Source organism: Prosthecobacter fusiformis (assembly GCF_004364345.1).
GTDB lineage: Bacteria > Verrucomicrobiota > Verrucomicrobiia > Verrucomicrobiales > Verrucomicrobiaceae > Prosthecobacter > Prosthecobacter fusiformis.
In genome coordinates, this window is record NZ_SOCA01000002.1 from 206,143 (window position 1) to 224,663 (window position 18,521).

At 57.7% G+C, this 18,521-nt stretch carries 11 protein-coding genes; 6 read left to right on the forward strand and 5 right to left on the reverse strand.

What is annotated here, in order from left to right; genetic code table 11:
- Window positions 1-3: 3 nt before the first annotated feature.
- The 5 genes from EI77_RS06825 to EI77_RS06845 all read right to left on the reverse strand — a co-directional run bounded on the left by EI77_RS06825 (window position 4) and on the right by EI77_RS06845 (window position 5,695).
- Window positions 4-300 carry a type II toxin-antitoxin system RelE/ParE family toxin gene (locus tag EI77_RS06825; protein ID WP_133794043.1) on the reverse strand — a complete coding sequence of 99 codons (297 nt, stop codon included), beginning with the start codon at window positions 298-300 and terminating at the stop codon, window positions 4-6.
- Window positions 297-536 carry an addiction module protein gene (locus EI77_RS06830; protein WP_133794044.1) on the reverse strand — a complete coding sequence of 80 codons (240 nt, stop codon included), beginning with the start codon at window positions 534-536 and terminating at the stop codon, window positions 297-299. Before EI77_RS06830 ends, EI77_RS06825 begins: the two co-directional genes overlap by 4 nt.
- Window positions 537-572: 36 nt before the next feature.
- Complete coding sequence (locus tag EI77_RS06835) at window positions 573-2,267, reverse strand: GspE/PulE family protein (protein WP_133794045.1); 1,695 nt, start codon at window positions 2,265-2,267, stop codon at window positions 573-575.
- Between the two features lie 113 nt (window positions 2,268-2,380).
- Window positions 2,381-4,207 carry a tetratricopeptide repeat protein gene (locus EI77_RS06840; protein WP_133794046.1) on the reverse strand — a complete coding sequence of 609 codons (1,827 nt, stop codon included), beginning with the start codon at window positions 4,205-4,207 and terminating at the stop codon, window positions 2,381-2,383.
- A 123-nt stretch (window positions 4,208-4,330) separates the two neighbouring features.
- Window positions 4,331-5,695 (reverse strand): Gfo/Idh/MocA family protein, encoded by a 1,365-nt coding sequence (locus tag EI77_RS06845; RefSeq protein WP_133794047.1) that lies wholly within the window; start codon window positions 5,693-5,695, stop codon window positions 4,331-4,333.
- A gap of 245 nt (window positions 5,696-5,940) precedes the next feature.
- On the opposite strand from EI77_RS06845, the gene EI77_RS06850 reads away from it, so the two are divergent.
- From EI77_RS06850 to EI77_RS06875, 6 genes are all read left to right on the forward strand, one after another.
- Window positions 5,941-6,669 carry an ABC transporter ATP-binding protein gene (locus tag EI77_RS06850; protein WP_133794048.1) on the forward strand — a complete coding sequence of 243 codons (729 nt, stop codon included), beginning with the start codon at window positions 5,941-5,943 and terminating at the stop codon, window positions 6,667-6,669.
- Between the two features lie 39 nt (window positions 6,670-6,708).
- On the forward strand, window positions 6,709-7,467 hold the full coding sequence (locus EI77_RS06855; RefSeq protein WP_133794049.1) for an ABC transporter permease subunit: 759 nt from the start codon (window positions 6,709-6,711) through the stop codon (window positions 7,465-7,467).
- Between the two features lie 37 nt (window positions 7,468-7,504).
- Window positions 7,505-9,490 (forward strand): GldG family protein, encoded by a 1,986-nt coding sequence (locus tag EI77_RS06860; RefSeq protein ID WP_133794050.1) that lies wholly within the window; start codon window positions 7,505-7,507, stop codon window positions 9,488-9,490.
- A gap of 35 nt (window positions 9,491-9,525) precedes the next feature.
- Window positions 9,526-10,896, forward strand: a complete 1,371-nt coding sequence (locus tag EI77_RS06865; protein WP_133794051.1) for a DUF4340 domain-containing protein — start codon at window positions 9,526-9,528, stop codon at window positions 10,894-10,896.
- A 237-nt stretch (window positions 10,897-11,133) separates the two neighbouring features.
- Window positions 11,134-16,728, forward strand: a complete 5,595-nt coding sequence (locus EI77_RS06870) for a hypothetical protein (RefSeq protein WP_133794052.1) — start codon at window positions 11,134-11,136, stop codon at window positions 16,726-16,728.
- A gap of 700 nt (window positions 16,729-17,428) precedes the next feature.
- On the forward strand, window positions 17,429-18,499 hold the full coding sequence (locus tag EI77_RS06875; protein WP_133794053.1) for a Gfo/Idh/MocA family protein: 1,071 nt from the start codon (window positions 17,429-17,431) through the stop codon (window positions 18,497-18,499).
- Window positions 18,500-18,521: the final 22 nt, after the last annotated feature.

Here is an 18,521-nt window from a genome sequence, read left to right on the forward strand (position 1 = left end):
AAGTTAGCGAGTGCGGAGAATGTCTTGAAGCAGGCTGGGATGGCGACGGCTGTCTAGAATGGCCGCTATTTTAACGGTATCATGTTCAACTTGATAAAACACGCCGTGTGGAAAACGCCGGGATGCATAGAAATGAAAGCCATGGCGTTTGCGATGAATACCTCCGATCTGACCTAGGGAACGAATCTCCTCCTGAATCTTTTCGAGAAAATACCATCCTGCACCGGTTTCATTTTCCTCATAAAAGTGAAAACTTTCCCGCAGGTCTTGCTTGGCATCTTCTTCGAGGACGACTTTCATTTCAGTTCGTTTCGCAAGTCATCAAAAGCCTGATCCAGATCCTGCCATACAGCTTTGCCACTTTCGATTTTTTCAAGGCGTTGGCGAAGAATGGGTTCATGCCATGATGGAGGTGCAATATCGTTTTCATGATCCTCAACCACATCTTGCCATAGAAATTGAAAAAGCTCCCATTTCTGAGCTGCCGTCAGCTTCTCAATGGGCAGATCAATAGGGGGATTTGCAGAAAAGATCATGGTCTGAGGATAAGGTTTAGCTGCGGTTTTGCAATCCTACTCGCTGGCTGCCGTCACGGTCATCACTTCTTCCAGGGTGGTGATGCCTTGGAAGGCTTTGCGGAAGCCATACTGGCGCATGGGGATCATGCCATCCTTTAGCGCCTGGGCTTTCAGTTCCATGCTGGTCGCGCGTTGGTTGATCTTCTCCTGGAGTGTCTCTGTCATCAGGCAGATTTCCATGATGGCCAGGCGTCCGGTGAATCCGGTATTGCGGCAGGAGCGGCAGCCGACGGAAGTAAACAGCTTGTCCTTCCATTCCAGGGGGAATCCGCACGCGCGCAGGTGGCTGTCCTCATAATGCGCCGGGGCTTTGCAATGCGGGCACAGGGTGCGCACCAGCCGCTGGGCCTGGAAGGCACGTACGGAGGAGGAAACCATGAACGGCTCGATCCCCATGTCCAAAAGACGGGAGATCCCGCCCACCGCATCATTGGTATGCAGGGTGGAGAATACCAAGTGCCCGGTAAGGGCACCACGAATGGCGATTTCCACCGTCTCCTGGTCGCGCATTTCCCCCACCATGATCACGTTCGGGTCACCACGCAGAATGCTGCGCAGACCGGCGGCAAAGGTAAGGTCAATCTCCGGTTTCACGGCGATCTGGATGATCCCATCCAGCTTGTTTTCCACCGGGTCTTCGATGGTGACGATGCGGCGGTCCTTCGTATTCAGCTCCTTCAGCAGGGTATAAAGCGTGGTGCTTTTGCCAGATCCGGTCGGCCCGGTGATGAGGATGATGCCATTCGGCGCGGCCAGCAGTTTGCGGAATTTCGCCTCCGTATCCGGGTCCAGGCCAATGGCTCCCATGTCGAACTTTTTACGGGTCAGCAAACGTAGCGCCACGGATTCTCCATTGACGCTGGGAATGGTCGCTACACGGACGTCGATCGGCTCGCCATCCAGTTCCAGGTTGATACGGCCATCCTGCGGCATGCGGCGCTCTGCGATATCCAGATGCGCCATGATTTTCAGTCGGGAAATGAGCGAATTTTGCAGCACCCGCATGTTCGGCGGCACGGGCACCTCGATCAGCTTGCCATCCACTCGGTAGCGGATGCGCAGGTCACGTTCCAGCGGCTCCACATGGATGTCCGTTGCCCGTTCTTTCAGCGCCTCGCGGAAGACCTGGTTCACAAAGTTCATCACGGTGGCTTCCTCGTCCGCCTCATCCAGGACGTTGACCTCCTGTTTCATGTCATCGTCCTGGTCGCTGCCATCGCGGCCTTCCAGCAGCTCCTCAAAGTTTTCCGCCCCCACGCCGTATCCCTGATGCAGCGCTTCCAAGATGCGATGACGGCTGGCGATCTGCCAATGCACGCGTTTTTGCAGTTCCTGTCCCACCGCCTGGCGTGCGCTGAGGTCAAAGGGGTTATAGGTCAGCACCGTCACTTCTACGGCACTCACTTGCGTCGGAAAGATGCGATGGCGCAGCGCCAGTTTCGCGGGAAAGCGATTGTGCAGCCCTTCTTGCTCCTGGGATTCTTCATTCGCATATGGCAGGCTCAGTTGCCCCGCCAGATTGGAAAAGAAGCTCTCCTCATCCACCACATTGGCGTCCAGGACCGCATCAATGAGCGGCAGGCGTTTGTCTGTTGCTTCCTCCAGCGCATGGCGCAGCCGCGACTGATCCCGGCAGCCCGCGTGGCTGGCGGTTTGGAAAAGGACATCAGAAAGGGAAAGCAGTGCCATGAGGTAAGCGGCTAAAACGCTGGTATTCGGCCAAGGTTGCGCAAGAAATGCGTATTCGGGTCTTCCCGCAGATTAATTGAAAAGGAAATGCCTGAATCAGCATCCGGGTATCCCTACCTCGTCGCCTTCACCATGCAGACCCGCTCCTCCGGCAGCATCCGCGCTTGGGCTTCGATGGTATTCACCACATCCCGTGCCGCTTGTTCCGCATTGTTAGCCCCGCTGTCACGGGCAATGGCCGCATAGATGGCTTTTTGGCCGGATGAAAGCTGGCTGACGTCCATGTCTTGTAGGAATGGTGTAGCGGCTTTGAAATCCATCAGGCGCCAGTGGCCCAGAGCAGCCATTAGGCGACGCACTTGGTCTTGAGGGCGCTGCTCCAATAGCTTCAGGCATTCGGTCAGCGTCAGTTCCATCTGTCGACCCGTCAGGAGGTTAACGTATAAAAAACGCTCGACGTATTGAGGGTCGTCGGGCCAGCGCCTTGCCGCTTCCGTGGCGGCTTCAAGTAGACCCTCGGTATTGCCATTGGCCTCGGAGGCACGCAGCAGCCCCTTATACCCCAGGCGGTCTGTACGTGGATTTAGGGCAGCACTTTTATAAGCATCTTCTGCGATGTCCGGATGTCCCCGGGCCTCGGCGTATTCGGCGATTTTCATGCAAAGCTCCCCGCGTCGTTCGATGTCCGCTGCATTCTTGGCCGCAATCAGGGCCGCCCGCACTTCTTCCGGCGGCTTGTTCATAACGAAGGCCAGATGCGCCCGGTAAAAGGCACTGACACTTTGATTCAGTATTCCTGCCACTTTGGGGTCTTTGACCAGTCTTTCCAGGTCGGCAAACCGTTTCAGCATCGTCAGAGCCGTGAGGTAGTTTTCCAAAATAGGCTGATAACCCTTCGCCTCATCTTCACTCACCAGGGCCAGCACTTGCAGGAATTGCTGCTCCTCCACCAGCCAGCGTACCATGGGCACCAAGTCCTCGCGCGATTTGCCGCGTGCCAGTTCAATGGCTTCTTGGATGAGCGCGACTCGTTGTGCAGGGTTCAGGCGCAGTTGGCGTTTCAATGCCGCCACCTGATGCCAGCCAGTGGCCTTTGGATGTGAGCGTAATTTTTTGATCAACTGCCCCGCCTCGTCGGGAGGCAGGTTTTCAAAACTGTCCAAAAACTCCAGGGCTTGAAGGCCCAGCGCATCCTCCCTTTCGGCCACTGCCCAGGCCCGGCGCATTCCATCAGAGCTTTCGGTACTGTCCCCAGAATCCGTCTGGATCTTGGCCAGTCGCAGTCCATGGGCAGCATCGTCCGGGTGCTTTTCGGCATAGGCTTTCAGCGTTTTGACAAGCATGCTGTTTTTCTGGCTGCTGTCCCATACCTCTTCCGCCAGTTTCATGGATGCCAGGTCCGTCGGGGATTCAGCCAGCACTTGCTCCAGGAGCGTCGCCGCTTCTTTGCCCCGGTTCAGGTTGATCAGTGCTTTGACACGCGTCTGTTTGTCCTTCAGTTCCGTGGCACCACTGGCTTCCAGGCGGTCCAGAAAGTAAAGAGCTTCTGGGCGGCGCATCGCGGTCAAAAACTCTGTGTTTAGCCGGATGGCATTCACATTGTCGGGGGCCAGGCTGACGGCTTCCTGGGCTTTGAACACCGCATTGACGATCTGACCGTCCTCAGCCATCTGACGGGATTCAGCGACCAGCTTGTCTGCCTTCCAGTCCTGATAAGTATCCTGCATGGGCTTGGCGAAATAGATGGCCAGGCCCATCAGAAGAAGGCAAAACGCGATGACACTGATCCGCGCTGCCCATAGCGCCCCCTTCGACTGACGATCCTTGTGGGCTTGAGTCGGAGGCACCAGCCAGTGCCACACCATCAGAAAAGGGCGGAAAAGAATAAAGGGTTTCGGCTGTCCGTTCTGGTTCGGATCAATCGTCTGGTTGGTAAGCACTGCGTATGGAAGGGGGGCGGTTGGGGGAGTGTACCCAAAGATAACGACTGCGCCCCGTCTCGTCACGGTTAAATTTTCTCTTTGGAACCCCAGCCGGGTGAGGATGCGCCTCCGCAAAGAAGATCAGCCTTCCAGCTTCCACGGGCTGCGATATTCCCGCGTGAGCAATTTGGAGGCCTCCGGATCATCCATGATCACTTCATTCACGGGATCCCATCGGATGGGTCGGTTGACCAGGAAGGCGATGAGGGCCAAATGACCGGGCGTCGCGCTGCGGTGGGCGGTCTCCACCGGAGTCACAGTGGGCTTGCGGCTCTTCACGCAGTCCAGGAAATTGCGGTGATGACCGGGCGTCTCGTAAAGGCGGGTCTTGATGACGTCGTCCCCTAGTTTTGGGGCCGCCGCCGCTTCAATGATTTGATCTCCATCCCGTTTTTTGATGATCTTTTTGAGCTCAGGTTTGGAGGCGTCATAGGCTCCGTTGCGGTTCACATACACCCAGCCATCGGTGCCGATCCACTTGGTGCCCATTTTAATATCCTCGTGACCGCCAGCGATGGTCATCAGGATATCGCCCGGGTAGGTGGCCTCAGCGCGATAGCGGGTGGCTGTGTTCCAAATGTCCGTGCGGGGTGGCATATCCACCTGGATGGGTTTGATCAGGGTAGGGCCGCTGCTGTCCATATCCATGCCCCAGTGGGCGATGTCGCAATGGTGGCCAACCCAGTCCAGGAGCTGGCCGCCGCCGATGTTATAATCCCAGCGCCAGTTCTTATGGACGCGGCACTCGATGTAATCCTGCATGGCTGCCGGACCGATCCACATCTCATAGTCCAGGCTTGGCGGGGGAGGGGAGACTTCCCGCTTATCCCCGGTTTTGGCAAAGTCGTTGTGGCCGGAAGGCAGGCCCACTTCCACATGCGTCAGCTTGCCGATCAATCCGTTGCGGACGATCTCGGCACCGATGCGGAAGTTATCCTCACTCCGCTGCCAGGAGCCTGTTTGCCAGATTCGGCCATAGCGCTTCACGGCATTGACGATGGCCTGCTGCTCAGAAATCGTGCGCGCCAGGGGCTTTTCACCATAGATGTCTTTGCCGTTTTTCGCGGCTTCGATGGAGGTAAGCGCGTGCCAGTTGTCCGGGATGGCCAGCATCACTGTGTCAATGTCATCCCTGGCCATGACCTCACGGTAATCATGGTAGGCTTTGCAATCTGTGTTTTTATAGGCGGCATTGACGGTGCCGACGGCTTTTTCCAGGTTCTGCTTGTCGATGTCACAGGCAGCCACAATCTGGCAATCCGCCTCCGCCAAAAATTTATTCGTATTGCTCGGCCCCATCATGCCCCAGCCGACCACAGCCATGGTGATTTTGGTGGAAGGAGCGTTTTCACCCAGAACGGAAGCTGGGATGATGGCAGGAAAGCCAAGGACCCCTGCCGACTTGGCCAGGAATTGACGACGGGACGAAAGGGGAACGCGTTTCATGGAAGTCTGTGGTTTTAGCCAGTTCGGCCCATTTATGTCGAGAATGAATTGGCAGATTCACAGTCTTCGCACGCCATTAGCTGCAGCCCTGGATTAAATCTGTAGGTTCTGGATGGAAAATCCGTTTGCAAAATGAGCGATGGCAACCATAAAGCGCCCCCGCGCTTTTTTGAACGCATCAGAGTGCCTCTGTGTCACAGAGCGCTCTTATCAAGACAACCCCAAACAACCATGATAGTGACAGTATGATCCAAGTGCAAAACCTCCGAAAAGTGTTCGGCAGCAAGGTGGCGGTGGACAACGTCTCCTTCTCTGTCGAAAAGGGTCAGGTCCTCGGCTTCCTTGGCCCGAACGGTGCTGGCAAATCCACCTCCATGCGCATGGTCACGGGCTATTTCCGCCCCACGTCCGGCAGCATCAAAATCGGTGGCGTCGATATGCTGGAAGAGCCAGAACTGGCCAAACGTTCCATCGGCTACCTTCCTGAAAATGCCCCTCTCTATTCCGATATGACGGTGGCCAGCTTCCTAGGCTTCTGCGCCGAAGTGCGCGGGGTGACCGGCGCTGCTAAGAGCAAGGCGATTGATCGTGTACTGGAACTTTGCTTCCTGGAAAGCGTGCGCAACCAGAGCGTGGATACCCTTTCCAAGGGTTACCGTCACCGCACCTGCTTCGCCCAGAGCATCATCCACGACCCCGAGGTCCTCATTCTGGATGAGCCGACCGACGGCCTGGATCCTAACCAGAAGCATGAAGTGCGCGGCCTCATCAAGCGCATGGGTGAAACCAAGGCGATCATTTTCTCCACTCACATTCTGGAGGAAGTCGAGGCGGCCTGCTCCCGTGCCATCATCATCGACCGGGGAAAGATCGTTGCCGACGGCACCCCCGACCAGTTGAAGAAACTCGTGCCGGGTGTGAACACCCTGGACGAAGTCTTCCGCGCCATCACCCGTCCTGACACGGTGAAATAACCCCTTCAGAACCTCTTTACTCCCATTTCTAACAACCTCATGAAAAGCAGAGATCTGGAAAACACCCTCGCGATTTTTAAGCGGGAGTTCCTCTCCTACTTCAATTCACCGGTGCTCTATGTCATCGTCGTGATCTTCCTTCTCGTCTCGATGAGCTTTACGTTCATCTTTGGCCAGTTGCTGATGAGTGACAATGCCTCCCTGGCACAGCCATTCTTCATCTGGCATCCGTGGATCTACATGGTCCTGGCTCCTGCCGTCGGGATGCGCCTCTGGTCGGAAGAGCATCGTTTGGGCACCTTTGAATTGCTCATGACCATGCCCATCTCCCCCTGGCAGGCCATTGTTGGCAAATTCGTCGCCGCTGCCCTGGTCTGGCTGATTGCGCTGGCGCTCACGTTTCCCGTCGTCGTCACCGTTTACTGGCTGGGTACTCCGGATTCCGGTCCCATCATCACCGGTTATGCTGCCAGCTACCTGTATGCTCTCGGCTGCCTGGCCGTCACCAGCGCAGTGAGTGCGTATACCCGCAGCCAAGTCGTTTGTTTCATCGTCTCCGTGACCGTATGCGCTGGCCTCACCCTAATTGGGAATCCCGGCATTGTGGAAACGGTGGTCCGCACCCTGCCTTCCTCCCTGGAATTCATCGTGCGTTTCATCAGCTACCTCAGCTTCATGGATCATTTTTATGAAATGACCAAGGGCATCTTCGTCTTCCGCGACGTGCTTTACTTCCTTTCGGTGATCGTCGTGGCGCTCGTTGTCACCCACATGGGCCTGCGTTCTAAACGCGCCTGATTTCCCACGGACATCCACACACCCTGAGAATCCTTTTATGAATTTAAATAGCAAAGAAGGCAGCGCAGGCATCACGGCCCTGCTCGTCATCGCCATCGTATTCGCCGTGAACTTCCTCGTTGGCGGCCTCGGCTTGGGCAACTTCCGCATGGACCTCACCCAGGACGGTCTTTATACACTGACCCCTGGAACCAAGCGGATCCTGGAACGCCTGAACGCCGATAAGCCAGTCACCATCCGTTATTATGTCACGACAGAGGACCGGGTCATGCCGCCTGTGCTCAAAACATTGGCCGGCACCGTCCAGGACCTCCTTGTGGAATTCCAAAAAGCTTCCCAGGGCAAAATCATCCTGGAAAAGCTGAATCCGAATCCCAACACAGAGGAAGAAGACCGCGCTCGCGAGGACGACCTCCAAGGCATGACCGTCAACCAAAATGGTGACAACATCTACCTGGGCATGGCCATCCAGAGCGCCGCTCAAAAGGAAGTGCTGCCATTCATCAGCCCAGACAGTGAAACCAGCATGGAATACAACATTGCACGCGCCATCCAAAAGGTCTCTCAGGAGAAGAAGACCGTCATCGGCGTCATGAGTGCCATGCCCATCATGGGTTCTCCCATGTTTCCTTACCAGCGTCAGGCTGGGCAGGATCCCTGGATCGTCATTCAGCGCCTGCGCATGGATTATGAAGTGCGGGACATCCCGATGGGCACCGAGAAAATTGATTCCGATATCAGCACCCTCCTGCTCATCCATCCGGCGGACATCATTGAATCGGCCGAATACGCCATCGACCAATACTTGATGAAAGGTGGCAAAGTCATCGCACTGGTGGATCCTTTCAGTGTCGTAGCCCAGCGCGTGTATAGCAATCAGCAAAACCCCGCGACTGGCCAGCCCGGTGGTGTCGTCAATCCCACTTCAGATCTCACTAACCTGTTCAAGGCCTGGGGCATCACATACAACAAATCCCAGGTCGTCGCCGATGTAAACTACCGTGGCATGGCCCAGGCAGGCCAGAACCCAGTGGAGTTGCAGCTTCCCCGTGAAGCCCTCAACGACAAGGAAAGCATCACGGCCAAGCTGCAATCCCTGCGCTTGTACATGGCGGGTTCTTTCAAGGTGGAAAATCAGGCTGGAATCACCGCCACGACACTTTTCAGCAGTTCGGAAGCCAGCGAAATGATTGATGCCACCGAGGCCGAAAAACTGATTCGGGATCGGCTTACCAATTTCACCCCCAGCGGTCGTAGCCAGATCATGGGCCTGCAATTGAGCGGTAAATTCAAGACCGCCTTCCCTGGGGGCAGACCCAAGACACCTACGGCCAGCCCGGAAACAGGCGGTCCTGAAGACGATGCCACCGCCCCTAAACCTGAAGCGCCTGCACAGCCTGTGGCAGACGCGGCAACTCCTAAAACGGAGGAAAAAGCGGAAGCGTTTAACATCAGTGACGGCACCATCAAAGAATCCGTCAATGACGAAGGCGTGGTCATCCTCTTTGCAGATGCTGACATGATGTATGATGCCCTCTGCGTGGAGCAGGACCGCACCACCGGTGAACTGGTGGCCGCCAACTCCAACCTTCCCCTCCTGCTGAACTCCATTGAGGCACTCAGCGGCGGTGGCGATCTGCTCCAGGTCCGCAGCCGCGCCTCCACCAAGCGCCCGTTCGCCAAGATGGATGAACTGCGTGAAAAAGTGGAAAGGGACTACCGTCCAAAGCTCCAGGCCCTTCAAAACAAACTCAATGACACCGCTCAAAAGATGGGACCCCTCCGTCTCAAAGACGGGCAGATCGTTGCTGACCAGAGACAGATCAAGGAACTGGATGAGCTGAAAAAAACCCAGGTGGACATCAATCGCCAGATCCGTGAAATCAAAAAGAGCCAGAATAAGGAGATCAATTTCACGGAATCCATGATCGTCGCGCTCAACTGCCTGGTTGTGCCGCTCCTGGTCGTCTCGGTGGGTATCTTCCTGGCCATCCGGCGCCGGGTCTCCACGGCTGCCGTCTAATCCCTTCTTACCTCTTCAATTCTCCATTCACACTCATGAAGAAGATACTGATCCTTCTCATCATCCTTGGCGGACTGATCGCGACAGCCGTCGTCTATCAAGGCCAGCAGAATGCCATGCTCAACGGCACCGCCAGCCAGGGGGTCAAATTACGTGAACGCCTCCTGCCTGACCTCAACGTTGCCGCCGTTAAAAAAATCCGCATCGTGGATGCCAAATCCGAGGCCACCATCGCCATCAACAATGATGGCAAAGGGGCCAAGGTGGTAGAGCGCAGCGGTTATCCCGCCAGCGTCAGCCGTGTCAAAAGCATCCTGAGTGAGCTGTATGAGCAGTTCATCGCCAGCAAGCAGGAAGTCCGCAAAGGTGCCTGGGCTGAAATTCAGGTCCACCCTCCCGGTGATGGTAAAGAAGGCACCGGCACCCTCGTGGAACTCATCGGAGACGAAGGCAAGGTTATCCGTTCTCTGGTTCTCGGCAAGCAGATCGAGGTCATGGGTGGCCGCAGCAGCACTCAGTTTGATGGTGGCACCCAGCGTTTTGTGCGTATCCCGGAGGATGGGGATACCATCTGGGTCATCTCCAACAGCTTCATGGATCTGGAGCCCAATCCCGATGGCTGGCTGGATAAAGCCTTCTTCAATGTCGGCAGTATCAAGGAAGCCTCCGTTACCCATCCCCAGCCTGAAGAAAGCTGGAAGGTGAGTAGAAAAGTGGAAAACATTCCGGATTATGAACTTGTGGACGCCAAGACCGGAGAAGGTCTGGACGCCACCAAAGTGACCATCAACAGCCTGCTTTCCACTCCGGTCTTCAATGACGTCTTCCCTAAAGAACAGATGGCCGAAATCTTCAAAGGCGCCTCCAAAGCCAAGCTCGTGACCTACGACGGGTTCACCTACGACCTTCAGATCGTTAAAAAGTCAAAAGATGGCTCTGACCGTTATTACCTGACGGTGGATGTGAGTGCGGATATTCCAGCCACGCGGCCTCCTGTGAAGGATGAAAAAGAAGCGGACAAAAAGGCAGCAGATGAAGAATTCGCCGCCAAAAAGAAGACCGCTGAAGAAAAGCTCGCCAAAGAGAAAGCTTTCTCTGGCTGGGGATTTGAAGTGTCTGAATACACCATCAACAACCTGCTCAAAAAGCGCAGTGAGATCGTTAAGGTCGTCGCCACAGCCACACCGGTCCCCGATTCTGCCCCAGCCGCTTCACCAGCGCCTGCCGCAGAACCCTCGGCACCCGCACCTGCCCCAGCACCGCCTGCACCTTCAACCCCACCTGAGCTCAACCCGAAACCAGCTTCAGTCAGCACCCCGGCCGTTCAGATTCCCGCGGTCCCCGCCCCTGAAATTAAACCCGAGGCAGATCCAGAGGCTGCCCCTGTGATTCCAGAAAAAAACTGATTCGCCCTCAACGCTTCATTATCCTAACGGCAACCTGCTTCACGTGGGTTGCCGTTTTTTGTGTCTTCAGATAAAGCGAGCCACAAAACCGAACGGCGTCCGTATTTTCGTCACCGCCTAAGCCAGAGCTGGGGCCAAAGTCCCGGCATAATGCTTTGTGCTGATCGGATATTTCCTCGGATTTCATCCATTGTCGGGTGACATTGTTCTGTGAGCGGCTACAGGTCAGTGGTCGCCATGTTCCCCTGCCATCCAGGTTTTCATCACACCTCCATCCTCAGCGCCCTGAGGATCTTCATCGCGACAGTTTCGCTTCTGGCGTTGCTACAGCTCCCTGCCGCCACCGCTTCAACAACGCCGCTTGAGCCGGAGTTGGTGAAAAATATCCACACAGGTGCAGCATCGCGACGCGCCCTGCAATCGGACTCCTATGTCACCGCCTGGGTAAACGACCGCTGCCTAGTTACGATGCCGAGTCTGGGTTATGGGCAGGAACTGTGGGTCTCCGATGACACCCCGGCAGGCATGCACCTGCTGGCAGACATCTCCCCCGGCCCCACCTCGTCGAGTCCCCACTCCTTCACGCCCAATGCCGAGGGCAGCAGGGTGTTTTTCTCGGCGGCGGATATCCTGAACGGCAGGAACCTATGGGTGACGGATGGCACGGAGGCGGGCACTCTGCGGCTGACGGACCCGATCAACGCCGCCGGGAAGGGCGTCTGGCCGAGCGACATCCGGGCCTTTCGGGACGGCGTCCTGTTTCATTCGCTCTATGATGGCAACCAGACGGCGCTGTGGTTTTCCGACGGCACCGTCGTCGGCACCCGGCCACTGGTGGTCCTGCCTTCCCCCTACAGGCAGGTCAATTGTCTGATCGACGGAGAGGTCTGCTACCTCTGGACTCAGGGCGGGACCGACTCCGAGCTTTGGCGGACAGATGGCACCACCGCTGGCACCTGGCGGGTCGGGGTCTTTCCCTGGGCTTCGTCGGCGCTGTTTCACATGCTCGGCGACCGCCTGTATTTCACCGCAGGAGATGCCAAAAAGGGCTGGCAGATCTGGTGCACGGACGGCACGCCTGAGGGCACCCGCAGCCTCGGTGTCCTGGATCGCGGGCCGGATGCGCCGCAGATCGTTCAAGCAATGGCGACAGCGAACCGCCTTTTCTTCACGGCGGTGACTAAGAAGGACGGTCTGGAATTGTGGAGCACCGATGGCACCGCAGGCGGTACAGGCATCGTGAAAAACCTGGCTCCAGGGCGAGCGGATGCGGACATCACGCTGCTCGGCACTCTGGGGAACAGCCTCTGCTTCACGGCCAGGACCAAGGCCTACGGCAAGGAGTTTTGGCTCACCGATGGGACGCCGGGGGGCACGGAGATGAAGGACATCCATCCCGGTAAAGGCGACGCCAACATCGGTTGGCAGCACGTTGCCGCTGGTGATCATCTCTACTTCACGGCCTCGAATGGTCTGCAGTATGATCTCTGGACCACGGACGGCACGATGGCCGGGACGGTCCCGGCGGCGAGCTTTTTCCCAGAGCGGAATTACATCAATCCGAGTGAGCTAAGTGTTCAGAAAGGCCGCTTGTCCTTTGTCAGTCAGCCTAACCAAGGGGATGACCAGCCGATGCAGGTCTGGCTCAGTGAGGATGGCACTCCCGGCGGCATTCAGCCTCTTTTGGCGGATATCTCGCCCTTCAGTCCCCGGGGGGCCGTGCGTCCGGTTCAGGTAAATGGGAAGGTGCTGATCCCGCACGGTGAGATCGACAGCTACCGTACCGATATTCCGGTGGATCTGATCAGTCATGATCCGAGCACGGGGACGACGGAGAATCTCTTCAGAGGCTCAGTGACTTATTTTACGTGGCTCTGGCAATCGCCCATCCATGCGATGTTCAGTTACCGCACGTCAGCCTCAGCCACTGCGGAAATCGTTCTTCAGATCACCGATGGCACGGCTGCCGGGACCCGCGTCCTGGCGGAGATCCCTGCCAATCTGGCCAGGTCCATCCTGACGACCGATGACACGGTGTGGTTCATGGGTCCAGATGCCGCGCAGGACGACCGCATCACACTCTGGAAGACCGATGGCACGGTTGAGGGCACCGTCGCGGCTCAGCTTCCTGCCGCTGCGGACGCGAACTCCTTCCCTTTCCTGAAGGCCCGTCTGGGAGATCTGGCCATCTTCACGGCGGAGGATGCCACCCATGGACGTGAACTCTGGCGTAGCGACGGCACGGAGGCGGGGACCTTCATGCTGAAGGACATCATCCCCGAAACTGACTCCACCCCGCTGACCATCCATGGCACCTATGCGGGCCTGCTTTACTTCACCGCTGCGATCTCAGCTCAAAACAAGCAGCTCTGGCGCACGGATGGCACAGAGGCAGGCACCTTCATGCTAAAGGAGGTCAGCTCCTGGCTCAGTTCAGCCGATCCCTCCGAGTTCACGGTCATGGACGGTGTGGTGTATTTCAAGGCTCCTGGGGCCGGCTTCCAGATCTGGCGGACGGATGGCACCGTGGCCGGGACCCGGCAGGCGACCAACATTGCCTCCCACTACAGCAACGAGGCTCCCAGCCAGTTCACGTTGTTCCAAGGACGCCTCTATTTCGTCGGATCAGGCTCTCATGGCCGGGACATCTGGTCCACCGACGGCACTCCGCAGGGGACCTTGCCACTGTCTCTGAATGACCAGGGCTTTAGCCAGTTCCAGGTCTCAAGCACCGCTGTGCTCAGAGCTGCGGGTGAGTTCCTCTACTGGATCGAGGGCGGCAGTCTCTACCGGACAGACGGCACCCCGGGCACGCGCACCACCCTCACTTCCACTAACTTTGACATTTCGTCTCTGCTCGTCCGCCCGCCCATGCCGGGGGCCTCCGTCTCGCCAGACCAGCACGTCGTCTTCTTCCTCAGCAACGGCAAGCTGTGTCGCTGCAGCAATGACGAAACCGCCGCCGTGGAGATCTGTCAGGCCGGTGCCGCGAGCATCCTGTTATGCGGGGACCGGATCGTCTATACGGAGGCCCCTCTGGGAGGCGGCCTCTGCAGCCTCTGGTCCAGCGATGGCACCGCCGGGAGCAGGCAGCAGCTCCTGCCTGTGCTGGTGACGAACCCTCTCCTGGCCAGCACCGCGCAGCGCCTTTACTACACCTGCACAGATGCCGGCGGACGGCTGAATCTGGAGTGCATCCGCCCGGACGGCAGCGACCGCACCGTGCTGCATCCGGCGGATCCGGGCGATGTCTTTTACCCGGAGCTCATCGAGGGCGAGCATGTGATCTTCCGGAGACAGCTATCGAAAGCTTACAGTCAGACGGTGGCGGATCAGCTCCTGGTGGAAACCAGCGGCACTCTGGAGAGCACCCGCCAGTCCGGTTTCATCAGTGCGCCCAACTGGGGCGGCATGGTTCGGGCAGGCAGCCTGGTTTTCCTGGCCGCCAATGACCCCGCCGCAGGCCAGGAACTGCACAAGCTGGCCATCGACGGCCCGCCTGCACTGATACTCGGCCAGAGTGCCGGGCAACCGTCTCTGGAGATTGGTGAGGATGACCTCATCGAGCTGCCTCCGCAGGTCCTGCATCAGCCGCGTGTGCGCACCCTGCATCTGCGCAATACCGGCCTGCAGGCGCTCACGGACATCACTTTTTCAGCCCCCAGTCTGACGGACTTTGAGATCGCTCCTGCCAGCATCGCCTCACTGGCCCCGGGCGCGGTGGCGGAGGTCCAGATCACCTTCACCCCGCAGCAGACCGGCTTGCGGGAGACGACCGTCCAGTTCAGCAGCACCCTCGGCGCCTCCTCTTTCACCCGCACCCTGCACCTGCGCGGTCGCGGATTGGCTCAAGATGCCGCCCCGGAGAACCTAACTGCGCCCAGCTCCCGCCTCGTCCTGGCCGGGCAGTCCGTGACCTTTGCGGCAGACATCCTCGCCCCGGCGGGCATCACCACGGCGGGCTGGCAGCGCACTCCCGGCACCGCTTTGGCCGAAACCGGTCCTGTCCTCACCTTGCCCGCCGTGCAGGCGGAGGATGTGGGCGTTTACACCTACCACGTCAGCACCCCGGCCGGAGAGGTGACCACTCGGCCTGCCAGTCTCGGCGTGGTCGCAGCGGCCATTCCCTTGCTCCGGGTGACCCTCGACACCGGGTTTGTACTGAGCTGCACCGCCCAGGCTCCCCCCGGCAGCACTCTGAGCTATCAGTGGACTTTTAAGAACCATCCCCTGCGCTCCGGTGGCCGCATCCAGGGCAGCCAGACCGCCCGCCTGCACATCGAAACCCTGAGCCCTGACGATATCGGTTCTTATGAGTGCCTCGTCACCCTCCACGCCCCGGATCGCAGCGTCACCCTCAGCCATGGCCGTACCGAGGTCACCCGACTGCTGCCGCCGGAGATCCTCGTGGGCGGGGACACGTATTATTACATCGGCCAGGCCATGCAATATCAGGTGCCGACCAGCCAGCCAGCGGATAGCTTTACCTTCAAAGGCCTGCCTCCCGGCCTGACCGCCAGCGCCTCCGGCCTGATCACCGGTCGCCCGACCAAGTCACTGCCCCTGGATCCGGCAACCGGGTTTCCGCGTCCTTACAAAGTCAGCGTCATCGCCCGCAATGCCGCGGGGATCGGCCAGCCCGGGATCGTGCCCATGGTCGTCATGTCGGTCGCCCTTCCCGGCACCTACCATGGCCTCATCGCGCGCAGCACCGAAGTGGCCGGTGGCAAAAACCTCGGTGGCAGGGTCACCATGACCGTCGCCGCAGCAGGCGGCTTCAGCGGCCAGCTCGTCCACGGCGGCAAAACTTATCGCTTCACCCGCCCTAGTCTGGCGACCGAGGTCACTCAACTGGGGGCTGCCGTGGAGTATGAAGTCCCCATCATCCCCGACCGCAAGCTGCCACCGCTGCGGCTCATCCTCAGCGGTTCCGGCGGCCCCGACTTGGTCGCCACCCTCATGGATGCCGAGGGCCATAGCACCTTTGGAATGCTGGAACTCCAGGTAACCCGCACCTCCACCGAGATGGTCCATGCCTCTGGCATCTACAACGTCCTCCTCAGCCCCCGCCCTGCCCAGCCAGAGGACAGCGATCCCACACCCCCCGTCGGCCCCCAGGTGCCCGGCGGGACCGGCTATCTGGTCGTCAATGTCGCTAAATCCGGCACCGCCACCTGGAAGGGTAAACTGGCCGATGGCACCGCCGTCACCGGCACTTGCCCCATCGTCTCGGCCTCCCGTCCGCAGGTTTTCCTTCACTCCCCCGTCAATAAGGAGACTGGCTCCCTGCACGGCTATCTGACCCCCGCCTCCGGCAGCATCAATCCCAGCAGGAGCTCCCTGAGCTGGATGAAGGCCCCGCACCAAAGCCGCAGCTACGCGGACGGCATCCTCCTCCACCGCCTCAATGCCGACGGCTCCGTCTGGTCCAAACCGGACCGGTATAATTTTTTCTGGGATCTCCAATACATCGGCTACAACCTGAAGATCAACCTCTCTGGCCCGGGCCTGTCGGAGGAGGGTGTCCTGCAATATGCCGGCATCAGCACCGCCTACCGCGTGACCCTGCCGCTGAAGATCTCCGGCAACATCATGCAGAAGCTGAGCATCTCCACCACCACGGGTCTCTTCAAAGGCAGCTTCCGCCTCTATGCCCTGCCTGGCCCCGACCTGCCTCCCAAGGCCGTGGACATCCCCTTTGAAGGCGCCTTTACCACCCGCGGCCCCGCGCGCGGCTTCTTCCTCCTGCCCGTGCTCGATGAGGAAGGCTGGCTCCCCAAAACCCCCCAGCTTCAGTCCGGCACGATTGAATTCATCCCCAACACGCCCTGAGGCGGGGAATGACGAACGACCAGGCTTCGAAAGCTTGTTGGCTTGACCGCCCGCTTGCAAATCTGATTTTTTCACAAAGAAACCAAGATTTGATCCTCATTCCATTATTGTAAAATTATGTCAGGGATGTCTGACAATGACTGCGAAAGCACCTTGTGAAGAAACTGCTGTCAACCACCCTTTTTGAGCATTTTTATCTACCTTTTTCGGTTGCAAAAGTTACCGTGAAATATGCATCACAGGATCAATTTCCCAAAGGCTCACATGACGTGCAATATGCATTAAAATGCAGTTTAAGCATTGTCACATTCCTGTCACTGTAACACTGAGAGTAGAAAAATATTTCGCGGAAGTTAATATGTCTTCGAATAATGTATCGTAATACGTTCATTTTCAATACATTATGAGGTTTCTATTTCCGAGGTTTGACGCAAGTCTAACCAATGCAGGTGGAAGGGTGCCTGGTAACAGCTTGCAGTTCCTCTCTGAAGATCTGCATGTTCCACAGCTCTGAGTCTCTTTTCCCAGTCGTAAACTAGCCTCATGAATGGCTGCAAAAATGGGTGCAAAAAGAGTTGCGATCAGTTCTTCAGAGTGATTGTGAATAACTTGTGAATTGATGTGGCTAACCCATCCAGTTTTTGAGAAAAAGAAGCTGGCTTGAATTGAGGTAATCTTCCGAAATTGTTGAAACTGAACCATGAAACGCTGGCGCATCGCAGGAATTAATTTTGAACATTTTCACATGGGTGACCTGCTGCGTCAGGTTTTTGAGCATCCCTTGGCTGACATCGTGGGGATCTGTGATGAGCAGCCCCAGCGGATGGTCGAGGCGGCACGGCAGTTCGGATTGCATGACGGTCAGGTCTTCACAGACTTTCGCTCATGTCTGGAATTCACTCGCCCGGACATCGTCATCATGTGCCCCGCCGCTAGCAAGCATGGAGAATGGGTGCACAAAGTGGCCCCTTTCGGCACGCACATCATGATAGAAAAGCCTTTCGCTGCCTCATTGGCCGAGGCGGATGCCATGGTCACTGCCATGAAACCCCATGGCAAAGTCCTGGCGGTGAACTGGCCACTGGTTTGGGATGCAGGGCAGCAGACCGCTCATCGCTTAGTGCAGGAGGGGCTGATTGGCCAGATTGTTGAGTTTCATCACCATGGCGGAAACCGTGGCCCTCTTTTTCATGGAGCGGACAAAGCTGACCACATTCCTACCGCCGCCGAAAAGGCTGAAAGCTGGTTTTACAGTCAGGCGCAGGGCGGGGGATCGCTGCTGGATTATATGGGCTATGGCACCACCCTCGGCTCCTGGCACATGAGTGGTCAGGTACCCCTGGAGGTGACTTGCACCTGGGACCACCCCAGTGGCTTGGAGGTGGATGAGCACAGCGTCACGGTCATCCGCTATGCGACTGGACTTAGCAAAACCGAAACCCGCTGGGGCACCTTTACAGATCCCTGGACCCACCAGCCCCAGCCCAAATGCGGATTCGTCCTGCGCGGCACAGACGGCACCCTTTCCTGCTACGACTATGAAAAAACCCTGTGGGTGCAGACGCGGACCCGCCCTGAAGGCTACGCAGTGCCTGTGGATGTGATCGCCTCTCCGAATCGCAATCCTGTGGAGCATTTAATCCATTCGCTGGAAACGGGCACTCCACTGATCGGCCCGCTCACACTGCAAATCAGCCGCTTGGGACAGCAAATCGTGGATACAGCCTTCCAGAGCGCTCAACAAAAGCGGACCTTGTCTCTGCTCGGTTGATTCCTCTCACGGATTCTGCCAT